Origin of the sequence: Spirosoma aerolatum (assembly GCF_002056795.1) — a bacterium.
In the GTDB taxonomy this organism is placed as follows: Bacteria; Bacteroidota; Bacteroidia; order Cytophagales; family Spirosomataceae; genus Spirosoma; species Spirosoma aerolatum.
The window spans coordinates 6,358,910-6,373,346 of sequence record NZ_CP020104.1; the positions used below are offsets into that span (position 1 = coordinate 6,358,910).

Here is a 14,437-nt window from a genome sequence, read left to right on the forward strand (position 1 = left end):
TTTCACTCATTCACTCTTTATACTTATGAACACATACACTCGAACATTGACCATTGCAGGCTCCGATAGTGGTGGCGGGGCTGGTATTCAGGCCGATCTGAAAACGTTTTCGGCGCTGGGCTGCTATGGCATGTCGGTCCTGACCGCTCTGACGGCTCAGAATACCAAAGCCGTTACGGGCATTTTTCCGGTAGAGCCTTCTTTTATTGTTGAGCAGTTGAAAGCTGTACTGAGCGACATTGGCGCCGATGCGGTAAAGATCGGAATGTTGCATTCGCCCGATGTTATCGAACAGGTGGCAACTACTCTTCGAGAGTTTGGGGTATCGACCATTGTGCTCGACCCGGTTATGGTCGCCAAGAGTGGCGATAAGCTCTTGCAGGACGAAGCCGTCGATGCATTAAGAACGTATCTGTTACCGATGGCATCGGTCATTACGCCAAACCTACCCGAAGCCAGCGTATTACTGGGCCGATCTGTAGAGACGAAAGCCGACATGTTGCCTGCGGCTGTCGATCTGGCAACGCTCTGCCCGGGTGCTATTCTGGTGAAAGGTGGTCATTTAGTTGATGCCGAAAGCACCGATTTACTCTATGTTTCGGCCAGTGAACAGCATTGGTTTCCAACAGCACGTATCCAAACGAATAACTCGCACGGAACGGGCTGTACGCTTTCGTCGGCTATTGCGGCTGGTTTGGCTAAAGGGCTATCGGTTGCCGATGCCGTTGCAATGGCTAAAGCCTACCTGACAGGAGCATTACAAGCCGGGGCCGATTATCGGTTAGGGCATGGACATGGGCCTGTTCATCATTTTTATAACCTCTGGCAATAAGGTATAGAACACAGATCTTTATGATTCTTATGATCTTTAAGATCTGTGTAAATCATAACCGATCATACGAATCCGCGTTCCATTCAGCATGAAATTCACCGAACAACTCTGGCAGGACATTGCTCCTATTTACGAATCGATTCTGAAACACGGTTTTGTGGATGAACTGATGACGGGCAGTCTGCCCACGGCTCTATTTCAGTACTACATTCAGCAGGATGCCCTGTATCTGGCCGATTTCAGCCGTGCGCTCAATCTGCTGGCTGCTCGGTCGGTCAGTACGGACGATGGATTGCAGTTTACTCAGTTTGCACAAAATGCCATCCTGGTCGAGCGAGCGTTGCACGAAACCTATTTTTCGCTCTATGGTATCGAGCCGACTTCGTCAAAAATGCCAGCCTGTTTTGCCTATACGAATTACGTGCTAGCCACTACGTCACTTCAATCGGTTGCCGTCGGAGCAGCGGCTGTTTTGCCCTGTTTCTGGATTTACCGGCAGGTCGGAACGCATATTTATCAACAAGCCATTCAGGAAAATCCGTACCGAGCCTGGATCAATACCTATGCTGGAGAAGCGTTTGATGAATCCGTCAACCAAATGCTGGCGGTAACTGATCGTTTAGCTGAACAGGCTGGAGAGACCGAACAAATGCGAATGCGCGACGCTTTCCGAATGTCGAGCCAACTGGAATGGTACTTCTGGAACGATGCTTATACGCAGAACCGGTGGCAGGTATGATCCATAGTAACAATCTAACAAACCGATAAATAAAAAAATGATTATCAGATACATAATCAGAGCGAAATATTCTATTTACCAACCTGCAAGTTAGTTCTTTAAAGAAAAGATAGCGGCTGCTATGTTTTTCTTTAAAGAATACGCTCCTCACCAACGCCTGTAATGTACTCGACCCCATAAGTTCTGAGACCTTTTTTGTACCTGCCAATACATCCCGGTAGCCCTTATAGTGAATAGGCTTACCGTCCATGATTTCGTAAATGAGGTATTCAGGTATCTTGGCCTGGGGGTACCGTCGATATTGAGAAACTGGCGAACCGACAAACCAAACGACTCAATTTAGGCGGAATGCTCGTCGTACCGGGATTCAACAAAGCCCACAATCATTTACCCAGCGGACTAAAGTCGGTAAGAATCTCGTTGGCAGGTATGGACCCCTCGTGGGAGACCGTGCAGGATTCACTAAGAAAAGTCGAAGGGCGCACTCCCGAAAGCCAATGGATTGAGGCTACTATTGGCCCCTCCATCGCCAATTCGCCGGAGGCCACCCGATTTGTGCTGGATAAAATTGCGCCCAACCATCCGGTTCGGCTGCTTTCGTGGTGGGGGCATGTCGGGCTGTATAATTCGTTAGGGCTCCGCGAAATGGGTATTGCCGAAGACCAGCCTGATCCCAAAGGTGGTTTTTACGAACGAGTGACTAATGGTAAAACGCTAACGGGCAAAGGCTGCGAAAAGAACGCCTACTTGGCCTCACACCAGTTATGCAAAAATGGCCCCATTGCGCGACGAGAACATTATGGTCGCTGAATTTAAAGGCATGACGCAGGCCGTTATCGCCTATACGCGCACAGCCGCCTATGCCGAGTTTGCCGAGCCGCAAAAAGAGCCGTTGACCGTTGGTAAAGTGGCTGATTTGGCGGTACTATCCCAGAATATTTTCAAAGTCCCCGTTCCTAAGCTATTTCAGACGGAGAGTATACTGACACTGGTGAATGGCGTTGTTGTATACGATGCAGGCTTACTGACCGTTAACTAGTGCTACAACCAGCCAAACCGCTGTATCAATTTGTCTTTCTGGTTACGGGCGACGGGGATACTTACATCGTTGGTCATAACCAGATAGGCGCCTTCGCCCTTCATAAATAGTTTAATGTGATCGAGGTTGACGACGTATTGCCGATGTACACGCAAAAAGTTGCGTTCTTCCAGCACCTCCTGTACCTCACGAAGCGTTCGTGTAAGCAGATAAGATCGGTTCTGGGTAGCAATAACTTTGGTGTAATTACTATCAGACTCGCAGTAGAGAACCTCACCAACAGGCAAAAAAATAACGCCCTGTTGGTAAGGAACGGCAATTTTATCGCTGACCCGGTGCGACTGTAACTGGTGTCGAAGCTGGTCGATTTGGCGAACATCAACCCGTTGCTGGCGTTCGGCTTTCCGAACAGCCTCCTGCAAATCCTGCGAATCGATGGGTTTCAATAAATAGTCGAGCGCCGAAAACCGGAACGCTTTGACCGCAAACTCGTTATAAGCTGTTACAAAAATCAGGCTGAACGAAATGGAGCCAAGCTTCTCCAGCAACTGAAACCCATTCATTCGGGGCATTTCAATATCCAGGAATACCACGTCGGGTTGTAGAATCTGAATCAACCGTAGACCATCTTCGCTGCTCGTCGTTTGACCAATCACTTGAATATGTGGACAATACGCTCCCAGTTCGTGCGCCAGCAGCCGCACACAATCAGGTTCATCGTCAATAAGAATCGCTTTCAACATAATCAATGATTGACTGGTAGAATGATTGAATAAGGTCTAAATCAGCTATTCAATCATTCAAAATTAAATAGGGATCTCCACGACCACTTCGGTTCCGGCAGGGTGGCCTTCGGAGTCGACAAGGTCGGTGAGCTGAATATGAGTTTGGGTTTTATAAAGCTGGTTGATCAGGGCAATTCGCTCGCTGGTTACGTTCATACCAAACGACTTTTGGGGCATGGCCGATTTACTTTTTAGCTCGGCGGCCTTTGCCCGGCCAATGCCATCGTCCGTGATTGTTACCCGCAACCGATTGTCGGTCGGTTGTTCTACCCGAACCTGTACACTGCCGCCTTCCAGTTTGTGCATCAATCCATGCCAGATGGCGTTTTCGACAAACGGCTGAAGTAGTAGGGGCGGTATGTCGACAAACTCGGTATCAATCGATTCGGCTACTTCAATCGCGAAGCGAAGTTTGGTTTTAAACCGCATGGCTTCCATCTCCAGATAAAGCTGTAACGCATCGAGTTCGTTGCGGAGCGTTACCCGTTCGGAGCGGGAGTTTTCGAGTACAAGCCGAATCAACCGACTGAATTTAGTCAGGTAGTCGGAAGCTTTGGCGGCATTGTTTTCGGTGGCGTAGAGCTTGATCGAATTCAGGCAGTTGAATATAAAATGCGGGTTCATCTGCGCCCGAAGTGCCGTCATTTCAGTTTCGCCCAGTTTCTGTTCAAAACTCAGTTCGAGTTGCCGGATGCGCTGCTCTTCCAGCCGTTGACTCTGCATCTGCATTTCGGACGTTCGTTCAGTCAGTTGTTTTTCAAGTTCCTGCGTATAATGCGTGTGTAGCGAGGTGTTTTCCAGCTCGACCAATCGACTCCGATAAGCCAGCGCCATTGCAAAACAGAGCGATTCGATAGCCAGCCCGGTCAGGCTCCAAAAGCCGGGGTTGTTCACAAAAATTTCGATTCGTGGGGGTAGGTTCGGCACAAACGGGTTCAGAAACTGCGGTAAGAAAGCCAATACAGCCAACGTAGCTACACCAACCAACAAATACTTTTTTATCGGAACCTGACTGCGAACTAAGGCCAGGGTAAGTACCAGTAGCAGCAACCATGCTGGCAGCAGTTTAAATCGGTATAAGAAGTTGTTGCTAAGAAATAAGCTTCCCGTAAATTCTTCAAGCCCTGTCCAGACAATCTCAACAATAACCAGTCCCCAAAACGCTTTCACCCACGGCCAAATACGCGGCTGCTGCGACCGGATGGCCAACAATTGATTCATAAAAAAGGCGTAGAAGACAAAGAGTAATGCCAGTGAAAAGCGGGGTAACTGGAGCATATCCAGCCCAAATCGGTCATCGACATGCTGAACCGTCAGATAGAACCCCATTAACGTATAAAGACCATAGTACAGAAACGCCCTATCGCGGTTTAGCCAGTACGAATAAAACGCAAACAGGCTCATAAACAGCAAACTACCCGCTAACAACGACAGATAAACCAGCAAAGGCGATTCGAGATAGGCGTTTTCGAGGGTCGTCCTGTAAATAGCTTCGGGTGTATACAGCAGCGATACAATGGGGAGCACACTCATTACCCGGCTAATGGATTGCACGTAATAGGTATAGGTCTGCCCCGGCGGAATTCGGAGCAGGACTGCCGACGTATTGGGCGAGCCTTTAGGCCGAACAACACCTACGCCCACACGCGCCAGTTGGCGGTTGTTTTCATACGCATTGATGTAAAGTCCCTGCCAGCAGTCGTAAAAGAGTCGGACGGTATCGGTCGGGTGGGTGTTCTGAATCCGAAAGCGGAGCCAGGTTACCAGCAAAGGTTGTTCGGCGTTGGTAGTGCGTTCGTTGCGTTTTTGGGCAAAGGGCCGAAACCGTTGCTGCTGAATAACCGAAAGGGGTAACGTATCGCCAGAAGTATCTTCAAAAAATTCCGTAAACGGCCCAATGTTTCGGGGTGGTGGTAACTTACCTACCTCAACCGGCGGCACCGTTTGGGCCAATAGAGCCAGGCGAGCCAAGGCCAGAAAAAGGCAGAGAATCCACCGCATCGTGTTTGATTATTCTTGTTCGAATATCCACAGAAAGCGACGTAAATCCTTGAGCTTCTTTGCGAATGGTAGACAGAAGCGGCTGAACGACCGGATTTTTGAGGGAAGCATTACGCTAAAAAGAACCGCCATTGGCAGGCTGGTTTCGGCTGCTGGCATTGAAAAGGTGGAAATGGAGTAGGGCGTGTCTGTAGTTTCGGTCGAACCTAATTTTTTCGATCATCATGGAAAAAGCCTACCGAAACGTCAGTTACCTGTTTGGGGCCGTTTTGCTCCTTGTGTTTATTGCTTTTTACAAAACCTATTTCGGGTTGTTTCCGCAGTTTGTGGGCATTCATGGTCTTATTCATATTCATGCCGTCACGGTACTCATCTGGCTTTCATTATTGATTATCCAGCCGATTTTAATTGTTCGGAAGCAGGTAGCTCTGCACCGTTTATTGGGGAAGGCTACCTATGGTTTTGTGCCCGTGATGGTTATTCTACTGATAATGGTAGCCCGGTCGGGGCAGTTACACCAGAAACACCTGGGCATTTTTCTGGTCAATATTCTCGATGTGAGCCAGTTTATTGCGTTTTACGCGCTGGCTATTGCGTACCGACACAATCCAGCCTACCATGCCCGATTTATGGTCATGACCATTCTGCCGTTTATTGGTCCGGCATTGGGTCGACTCCCACAAATCCCATTTCCGCCAGGAGTACCGCACCTGCTCATAATTGGCGGCTTATTGCTGTATGAACGCTTTCACCGGAAAGTATACAAGCCGTATTTAATGTCGTTGGGTGTCTTTCTGGGTCTGTTTCTGCCGCTAATGGGTCTGTTTCTGGCTGGGCAGCCACTCGTTGAGCAATTGTGGCAGGTTTGTTTTGGGTAAATAACCCTACAGAGCGCAAGTCGAATAAGTTTCAGGAAGGAGTTCAGTTGTAAACCACACGTTAATACCTCTTAACAAACTCACTATAGATTACTTACCTTTACAAAAGCTACTTGCTGATTTGGTTATGGTTTTCATGCCGCGCATACCACCTCACCCTGCCTTGCGCCCGTATGTGCGGCATTATTTGTTGCTTCATGTACAAATGCATGAGGTTCCTGTACACCAACGCATCAAGCCCATTCCGCCCGACGCCGACCAGTCACTCTTTTTTTATCCGCGCAGTTCGGTCAAAGCAATCACCAATAGCACCGCCGAAAGTCGTACATCAGCCGCCAGCATTTTTGTAGGCCAGCAGACCTCTCGCATCAATATCCAGTTTGGCGACGATCATCTGATTATTCAGGTCTGTTTTCAGCCCGGTTTTCTGTATCAGTTGTTAGGTAAAATACCCATCAGTTCATTTCAAAATGAGGAAATGAACGCCGAATACCTGACCGATGCAGGTATGAAAGACCTCAACGAGCAATTGCGGGAAGAAACGGATTATGGCCGAATGATCGGCCTCATCGAAGCGTATCTGCTGAAGAAACTGGCTCAACTTCGCCCCGAAGTTTTACCCATCGACAAGGTTATTCTGGCACTAAAAGACACGCATCTGCCGCTTTCGCTCGATTGGTTGGCCGATCAGGCTTGTTTGAGTCCGAGGCAGTTGGAACGGAAATTCCAGGAACGGATGGGCATGAGCCCGAAGTTTTACGCCCGTATTGCCCGGTTTGATCGTACCTTTAAGTTGAAACAACAACAACCCCAACTCGACTGGCACGACGTGGCTTATGCCTGTGGTTATTTCGACTACTCACACCTGATGCGCGATTTCCGGCAATTTGCCGAAGTGCCTCCTTCAATGCTTCTGGCCCAGGACATGGCTTCGCCCGACTGGGGCAACCGCTTTTAGGAATGTCGTTTTTTTACAGCCAGCACCCGACGGATATTGGTTTAGTTCGCTCCGAAATCAACCATGCTGAGTGAATGAAAACGTCTCTACATTTTTTAGGCTATACACTAGTCGGTTATCTGGTTGTGGCGATTATCTGTCAGTTTCTTCCAACCAATCGGCCTGATTTTGCTCAGGTATTTATACCCAACAGCCGATTTGGCAATGCCATACAAGGCAACGAGGAGATTATTTTGGGGTACGCAAATGGGCGGGTTCAGATCCAGGGCAACGTGAAACCTCACGCAGCAGGCCCTGCTGAACACGTACACACAGGCTTCGACGAGCCATTTTCCGTTTCCAGCGGGACATTATCCCTATTGGTCGATGGTAAAATCAAACGACTTCGGGCAGGTGAGTCGTTTACGGTGCCACACGGGACGTATCATAAATTCTTCAATGAAACCGATTCAATAGCAACCGCCACGGGCGATGCACCAGCCGAGTTTGTATTTGTACTAACGCAACTATATGGCCTAATGAACACCGATCCTTCTATCTTTTCCTCACTCCGTTTTTTGCTACAACTAGCCGTGTGGGGCAACGATTTCGATTCGTATCTTAAAGAAGGGCCACCACCAATTGTCGTGAAGACGCTTAAATTCTTAGCGTTACCCATCGCCAAAATCGCGGGTTATCAATATGCAAACCCAGCTTATTACCCGAAACCATCCCCACCAATCACTGTGGCCGTACCATCGGAATCTGCAAATTAGTGGGCCGGTTTTCTTGGGTGTCGAAGCCGCGCCCATCAACGTGCCTCGCTCCCCAAAACAGCATGTTATTCAGGACATACATCAAATCGTATTCCTTAAAGATTTGTCCTCCAGTCAGGCCAAACGGTGCAAACGCTTTGCCTAAAATGCTTTGCGTACCGTTGACTTCCCATGCCTTGAACCCTGTGCTGGCAAACTGATTCAGAATACCCACAAAACCCGGATGTAATGGTGTTACGTCATACGCTTCATCGGCAACAAAGTCTACTTTCTGGGCACCGGCAACTATCGGATGTTCACCCTGCCAAAGCACATGCCCTTTGAGGAAGAGGTTGGCTAACGGCACTTTCCCGTAGGCATCGGCAAAATTGATGATCTCCAAGGTAAACGTATCGTCGGTCTGGTACGTAAAGCGTCGGGACAGGTAAAATGGTTTGGCACTTCCATCTTCGTTGCGCGAAAGACTTGGGCGCACTTCGGGCGTAATACTAACCCATTCACCGCTCGCTATCGCTTCTTTAATTTGCTCGATTGTCATTGTTTCTGTAGTTGAATCCACAAAGCTGTTATCTTAGTGTAAAAGAGACAAGTAGTCTATTTTACACTCGCTAGTACATCTTTCTAGACTAATGGCTAATTCGCGCAAAAACAAGGATTTTAATCCGCACAACTGCCCGGTTACGCACTGCCTGAACCGAATTGGCGGTCAGTGGAAAGTGCTGATTCTGTACGGCATCAGCAAAAACTGTAATCGGTTCAGTAAGTTGCAACGCGCCATTCCCACCATCAGCAAACAAATGCTGGTCAACCAATTGCGCGAACTGGAAGATGACGGTATTATCGAACGAACGATTTACCCGGAAATTCCACCCCGTGTCGAGTACAAACTGACCGGCTACGGCGAGTCGCTGATGCCCGTGATTTATGTCATGCAGGACTGGGGATTGAAGGCGATGGAGGCTGAAAGCCAGCTATAAGGCAAAGCCTTCGATATAGGCTATAGACGTTGGTCAGGCTTGCTCAACAACCTTCGTTTATTGCACTCCCATGCCTTATCTTTAGGAACCGAACGTTCTCTGCCAAACGCTATGCCTCTTTCTCTGGTTGCTTCGTCCTATCGACACGTATTTGTTTGCTTAATTGCCTTACTTCTGCCTTTTGCAGGTCGAACACAGGGAACATTAGCCGACTACCAACGGGCCGAAATGCTGAACGGTACGTTTCAAAACAAGGTGTACGATGCCCCTGGCCAAATTCAGTGGTTGCCCAAAGCGCATTCGTTCTGGTACCTCAAAACGACAGCCAATGGCAAGGAATTTATCAAGGTCGATGCCGACAGAGCGGCAAAAGAATCTGCTTTCGACCAGCAACGGCTGGCTACGTCGCTGAGTCAATTGACAGGGCGTCCGGTTCTACCTTATCAATTGCCCTTCTCCGATATTACGCTGCAACCAACTGAGGTTTCGTTTCGCATTAAAGACTCCTTGTTCACCTGCCCGTTCGATACTTACCAATGTCGACTAAACGGGGTGATTAGTCCACCAGCCAATGGGTATTGGGGTAATCAGGTCAATGAACGGGAAGGAAAACCCGTTCCGTCGCCCGATGGTACCTATGAAGCATTTATTAAAAATTACAATGTGTACATTCGTCCAAGCCGTCGGCCTACCGAAGAAGTTGCGTTAAGTTATGATGGATCGGAAGGCGAGTTTTATTCCACCTACATGGCCTGGTCGCCCGACTCTAAAAAGCTGGTGGTCAATAAGGTTCGTCCCAATACTCCGCATCTGATTTACCTGATCGAGTCATCGCCAACCGACCAGCTACAACCCAAGCTTCAGTCGCGTCAGTATCTGAAACCGGGTGATGCCCTTCCTCAGCGGTTTCCTACCCTGTTTCTAATCGACACGAAACGGCAGATACCCATACCCGCTTCGGTCATTCCAGACCAATATACCATCACGATGCCTCACTGGCGGAACGACAGCCGGGCGTTTACGTTCGAATACAACCAGCGGGGCCATCAGCGGTATACCGTTTTCGAGATGAATAGTGCGGGTAATGTGCGACCTCTGATCGACGAAACGAGTAAGACCTTTATTCATTACAGCGGAAAAAATTACCGCTACGATGTGGCGGATGGTAAGGAAATCATCTGGGCATCGGAACGCGACGGCTGGAACCACCTCTATCTGTACGATGGTAATGGAAAAGTAAAGGCCCAGATTACCAAAGGTGAATGGGTCGTGCGTCGGGTGGTTCATGTTGACGAAGCCAAACGAACTATTTTATTCGAAGGGAGCGGTCGGGAAGCCAGCCAGGACCCTTATTTCATCCAACTCTACCGGGTCAATTTCGACGGAACGGGTCTGACGGCCTTAACGCACGAAAACGGGAATCATCGACTGATCTTCTCCGACGATTATCAGTATATGGTCGATAGCTATTCCCGCGTCGACGAACCACCCACTACCGTCCTTAGACAAACGGCAACGGGCAAAGTGGCGATGGAATTGGAAAAGGGCGATATTCAGCCACTCCTGGCTACGGGTTGGAAACTCCCGGAAGTGTTCACGGCCAAAGGTCGGGATGGGAAAACGGATATTTGGGGTATTATTGTGCGTCCGTCCAATTTCGACCCGAAGAAAACCTATCCCGTTATCGAGTACATTTATGCTGGACCACACGACTCATTTGTACCCAAAAGTTTCGTGACCGATTCGCGGGGCTCCCTGCACGAAATGGCTGAGCTGGGCTTTATCGTGGTGCAATGTGATGGTATGGGTACTGCCAACCGCTCGAAAGCCTTCCACGACGTATGCTGGAAAAACCTGAAAGACAGCGGCTTCCCTGACCGGATCGCCTGGATGAAAGCAGCTACCCAGAAATACCCGTATATGGATCTGAGCCGGGTGGGTATCTGGGGCAATTCGGCAGGAGGCCAAAGCTCGGCAGCGGCATTGCTCCACTATCCAGACTTTTATAAAGTGGCCGTTTCGTCGTCGGGCTGTCACGATAACCGGATGGATAAACTATGGTGGAATGAGCAATGGATGGGCTATCCGATAGGCGAACAGTATACCGAATCCTCCAACACAACCCACGCTAAAAACCTGAAGGGTAAGCTTTTATTGATTCTGGGCGAGCTGGACGACAACGTCGATCCCTCTTCGACCTATCAGTTCATCAATGCGCTAATCAAAGCCAACAAAAATTTCGATTTCCTGATGGTTCCGGGTATGGGCCATTCACTGGGTGGTGACTATGGTGAACACAAACGACGTGATTTCTTCGTAAAACACCTGCTGGGCGTAGAGCCGCCCGAATGGAACTGGCAACCCAACATCACGATCCCCAAGCCATAATTGATCATTACTCAAACGTAAAGCGAGAAAGGTCTCTGCCAGTATCTCAGGCTGAAATCAGTTGGTCAATAGGCCATCATGTGCTTAAACTTTTGGTCGGCAGCATAGCGGCAAAGGGCGGTGAAATTTTCCTCCAGATTCGGTTCTTCCACATCGTGCATCAGTTCCCGAAGAATCTGCATATCGAACGTGTAATCATCGGCCAGGAGGTACTGGCTGAGTTGCGCACCGGCAGTACGATAATACAGCTTTTCAATTTCGTTCTGATCGGTCGGAATTTCGGTAACGAACGCATAATTGGTCCACCCAGCCGCTTCCAGCATTGTCGGCACGGCAAAGGTATTGGGGACATACCGACTGTGAACGATGTTCAAATCGTTAATTTCTGTAGACAAAGCCCGTACAATTACCTTGGCCGCATAATCGACAGGCACCATATTCAATCCGGCCTTAGGATTCAACGCAATCCGAATATTCATGTGGCCATACATCTCCTTGGCGCGGTAAAAAAAGGCACCAAACAGATAGAAGACCAAAAACCGATAGATGACGTGGTACGGCGCATCCATCAATCGACCAGCAATAATACTCGGCCGAAGTATCTGCCAGTCCAGCCCATACTGTTCACATAAGTTAGGGATATCCTCCTCGATTTTAGCCTTAAACGATTCGTAGTGATTCCGGTAGCTGGCCAGGTTCTGCTCTTTCAGAAACTGTGGTCTGAACGCAAAAGCGGTGCTGACGTAGCTAACTTTGATAATATAGGGCTGTAGCTGATTAATTAGCTGGATGGTTCCGTAATAATTTGTCCTTTTGATCTCTTCACACGCACTGGGTGTAGTGCCCAGATTAACCGAAGCGGCACAATGAATCAGGTGATATTTTTCCGTTTTGGTAGTCAGGTATTGCGTTAAATCGGTAGCGTTACTGATGTCGTAGCTGATCAGATCAATATGGTCTGTTTTTAGCCGATCAATATCCAGTTGGTTCATATACTCGGGCATCAGATCGGGGTTAAGTAACTCGTCAAACCGTTCCTGCACCGACTTAGTACGTTTACTGCGTATCAGCAGGATTAGTTTACCGACATAGCCACTTTGGTGGATGCGTACCATCAGTTCGTAAACAATGTGCGATCCTAAAACACCCGTTGATCCGGTTAAGATGAAGTTGTTGACTGGTTTCATTTGGATAATAAGAGGTATGGTTTGGCCCTGTAATCAGGGTCAAACAATCAAGCATGGTTTCGAAATAGATACAGCTTAGTTGGCGATCAGCTCATCGACGCCCTTAAAAACAAGATAACCAGGGGATGTATACGTCACATTGGTTCGGCCTCAACAGAAGCTGATAACAAGGCAAAGTTCAGCATCGGCCTTCAGAGTTTTTTTGACAAAAGTCAAAATCGGAACGTGATCGTCATTTTTTTGCCCGAATTCGGCTTAGGGTCTCCTGCGAAATACCCAGAAAAGAAGCAATGTGCCCCAGCGAAGCTTTTTGGAGGAGTTGGGGATGCTTTTCGATTAATTGATGGTACCGTTCCGCAGCGGATTGAAACTGAAACGACAGGGTACGTTCTTCCAGTTCAATGAAGTACTTTTCGGTCATCAGGCGCCCAATCAGATTAAACTCTGGATAGTTTCGGTAGAGTTCGTTTAACTGATCGTAACTGATGCCGGTAATGATACTGTCTTCCAGCATTTCAATTGTCGTATAGCTGGGCTTGTGCGACACAAACGAGTAAAGTGAGGCCAACATATCTCCTTCGAAAGCGAACCAGAGGCTTATATCCCGACCCTCCTGCCTGTAGTAGCCTCGGGCAAACCCTTTCTCCAGAATATACAGATGCCTGCATAGTTGTCCATGCTCCAGAAGCACATACCCTTTAGGCACTTCTTTTCTGACCAACACACTTGCCAGGGCCATCTGCCCCTCTAAACTAATAGGAGCAAACTGACTGATTTGATTGAGTAACCAGATCAAGGTTATTTATCTGTTTTAATCCTGACTACGTCAAAAAGGCTCACTTTGCCTGGCCGGCAACTACTTGTTCAAGAGTTTTGAGCACCTCCGGCATTTTCTCATGAGCATTGTTGCAGAGGACAATGATGGTTTTGTCGGCGTCGGTAAAACGGATGATTTCCGTTTTGTAGCCAGGGTTATCGCCACTATGCTGTACTACCTTTCCCAGTTTATCATTCTGCGTCAGTTCCCAGCCAAATCCATACTGTGATAATGTGCCGTTAGTGAGTTTTGCGGGTTTAAAAGCCTCAGCAAGCGTTTGCTGACTCACCAGTTTGTTGGTATACAACGTCCGATCCCATTTGAGTAAATCCTCGGCCGTTGAACTGATACGACCCGGCCCTTTGCGATTGCCGAGCCAGATGGCATAATTAAATTCAGGAAACGAATCGGCCCGAACATACCGTTTCTTTTCGGGCACATACATGTGTCCCCAGGCCATTTCAGGCAGTTTAAGTTTCTCGTCACGCGTGCGAATAGCCGTATGCGTCATGCCTACGGCCTTGAAGATGCGCGTCCGACAAAACTGAATAAAATCCTGCCCCGATACTTTCTCGGCAATACTCGCCAGGAGCATGTAGCCCGTATTGCTGTATTCGTATTTCGCTCCCGGCTCAAACGACTTAGCTGGGTGGTATTTGATCAGATAGGCTATGTTATCAGCATTACCGGCCACTTTACGCTTATCCCAATGCTTATCCATCACATCCTGATAATCGGGCAGTCCCGATGTGTGATTGAGCAGATGCCGAATGGTAATACCTTGATAGGGCAAACCCGGAATGTATTTGTCGATCAGGTCATCATAATCTAGTTTACGTTCCTGCTTCAGCATCAGGATCGTCATGGCCGTAAACTGCTTTGAGACGGAAGCCAGTTCAAAAATCGCGCCCATCGTCATGGGCGACTTCGTCTCAAAATCCCGATAGCCGAAGGCTTTTTCATACACGGGTTTCCCTTTGTCGGCAACCAGCACAACGCCACTAAAATCAGGGATTTGGGCGAAGAAGTTGGTTAATTCGTCGTTGATTTTGGCAGACGAACGCATTTGAGCGATGGCAGC

General features: G+C 48.5%; 15 protein-coding genes. 9 read left to right on the plus strand and 6 right to left on the minus strand.

Features of this window, described 5'->3' with window-relative positions:
- Nucleotides 1–25 precede the first annotated feature (25 nt).
- The 4 genes from thiD to B5M13_RS26425 all read left to right on the plus strand — a co-directional run bounded on the left by thiD (nucleotide 26) and on the right by B5M13_RS26425 (nucleotide 2,610).
- Nucleotides 26–832 carry a bifunctional hydroxymethylpyrimidine kinase/phosphomethylpyrimidine kinase gene (gene thiD, locus B5M13_RS26410; RefSeq protein WP_080058522.1) on the plus strand — a complete coding sequence of 269 codons (807 nt, stop codon included), beginning with the start codon at nucleotides 26–28 and terminating at the stop codon, nucleotides 830–832.
- A gap of 88 nt (nucleotides 833–920) precedes the next feature.
- The gene (gene tenA, locus B5M13_RS26415; protein ID WP_080058523.1) at nucleotides 921–1,571 is read left to right on the plus strand and encodes a thiaminase II; all 651 of its coding nucleotides are present in this window, start codon (nucleotides 921–923) and stop codon (nucleotides 1,569–1,571) included.
- Between the two features lie 348 nt (nucleotides 1,572–1,919).
- Nucleotides 1,920–2,381: an amidohydrolase family protein gene (locus tag B5M13_RS26420; protein ID WP_080058524.1), complete on the plus strand. Its 462-nt coding sequence runs from the start codon at nucleotides 1,920–1,922 to the stop codon at nucleotides 2,379–2,381.
- Complete coding sequence (locus B5M13_RS26425) at nucleotides 2,371–2,610, plus strand: amidohydrolase family protein (protein ID WP_170061197.1); 240 nt, start codon at nucleotides 2,371–2,373, stop codon at nucleotides 2,608–2,610. Before B5M13_RS26420 ends, B5M13_RS26425 begins: the two co-directional genes overlap by 11 nt.
- Nucleotides 2,611–2,612: 2 nt before the next feature.
- Here B5M13_RS26425 and B5M13_RS26430 read toward each other — a convergent pair whose 3' ends face one another.
- Nucleotides 2,613–3,353 carry a LytR/AlgR family response regulator transcription factor gene (locus tag B5M13_RS26430; RefSeq protein ID WP_245859505.1) on the minus strand — a complete coding sequence of 247 codons (741 nt, stop codon included), beginning with the start codon at nucleotides 3,351–3,353 and terminating at the stop codon, nucleotides 2,613–2,615.
- A 63-nt stretch (nucleotides 3,354–3,416) separates the two neighbouring features.
- On the minus strand, nucleotides 3,417–5,396 hold the full coding sequence (locus tag B5M13_RS26435; RefSeq protein ID WP_080058527.1) for a histidine kinase: 1,980 nt from the start codon (nucleotides 5,394–5,396) through the stop codon (nucleotides 3,417–3,419).
- Nucleotides 5,397–5,620: 224 nt separating this feature from the next.
- Here B5M13_RS26435 and B5M13_RS26440 point away from each other — a divergent pair, with 224 nt between their 5' ends.
- From B5M13_RS26440 to B5M13_RS26450, 3 genes are all read left to right on the plus strand, one after another.
- The gene (locus tag B5M13_RS26440) at nucleotides 5,621–6,274 is read left to right on the plus strand and encodes a hypothetical protein (protein WP_080058528.1); all 654 of its coding nucleotides are present in this window, start codon (nucleotides 5,621–5,623) and stop codon (nucleotides 6,272–6,274) included.
- 136 nt (nucleotides 6,275–6,410) lie between these two features.
- Nucleotides 6,411–7,232, plus strand: coding sequence for a helix-turn-helix domain-containing protein (locus B5M13_RS26445; protein WP_245859506.1), 822 nt, complete (start codon nucleotides 6,411–6,413; stop codon nucleotides 7,230–7,232).
- A gap of 74 nt (nucleotides 7,233–7,306) precedes the next feature.
- Nucleotides 7,307–7,987 carry a cupin domain-containing protein gene (locus B5M13_RS26450; protein ID WP_080058529.1) on the plus strand — a complete coding sequence of 227 codons (681 nt, stop codon included), beginning with the start codon at nucleotides 7,307–7,309 and terminating at the stop codon, nucleotides 7,985–7,987.
- Here the strand turns inward: B5M13_RS26450 and B5M13_RS26455 are convergent.
- Complete coding sequence (locus B5M13_RS26455; RefSeq protein WP_080058530.1) at nucleotides 7,953–8,525, minus strand: hypothetical protein; 573 nt, start codon at nucleotides 8,523–8,525, stop codon at nucleotides 7,953–7,955. The two genes, B5M13_RS26450 and B5M13_RS26455, sit on opposite strands and share 35 nt — an antisense overlap.
- A 91-nt stretch (nucleotides 8,526–8,616) precedes the next feature.
- Here B5M13_RS26455 and B5M13_RS26460 point away from each other — a divergent pair, with 91 nt between their 5' ends.
- Entirely contained in the window at nucleotides 8,617–8,964 is a 348-nt protein-coding gene (locus B5M13_RS26460) for a winged helix-turn-helix transcriptional regulator (RefSeq protein ID WP_080058531.1), read from the plus strand.
- Nucleotides 8,965–9,075: 111 nt separating this feature from the next.
- The gene (locus tag B5M13_RS26465; RefSeq protein ID WP_080058532.1) at nucleotides 9,076–11,352 is read left to right on the plus strand and encodes a S9 family peptidase; all 2,277 of its coding nucleotides are present in this window, start codon (nucleotides 9,076–9,078) and stop codon (nucleotides 11,350–11,352) included.
- A gap of 65 nt (nucleotides 11,353–11,417) precedes the next feature.
- Here the strand turns inward: B5M13_RS26465 and B5M13_RS26470 are convergent, their stop codons facing one another.
- The 3 genes from B5M13_RS26470 to B5M13_RS26480 all read right to left on the minus strand — a co-directional run bounded on the left by B5M13_RS26470 (nucleotide 11,418) and on the right by B5M13_RS26480 (nucleotide 14,422).
- On the minus strand, nucleotides 11,418–12,539 hold the full coding sequence (locus B5M13_RS26470; RefSeq protein WP_080058533.1) for an SDR family oxidoreductase: 1,122 nt from the start codon (nucleotides 12,537–12,539) through the stop codon (nucleotides 11,418–11,420).
- Nucleotides 12,540–12,771: 232 nt separating this feature from the next.
- Nucleotides 12,772–13,335, minus strand: coding sequence for a Crp/Fnr family transcriptional regulator (locus B5M13_RS26475; RefSeq protein WP_080058534.1), 564 nt, complete (start codon nucleotides 13,333–13,335; stop codon nucleotides 12,772–12,774).
- A gap of 40 nt (nucleotides 13,336–13,375) precedes the next feature.
- On the minus strand, nucleotides 13,376–14,422 hold the full coding sequence (locus tag B5M13_RS26480) for a serine hydrolase domain-containing protein (RefSeq protein ID WP_245859507.1): 1,047 nt from the start codon (nucleotides 14,420–14,422) through the stop codon (nucleotides 13,376–13,378).
- Between the last annotated feature and the right edge of the window lie 15 nt (nucleotides 14,423–14,437).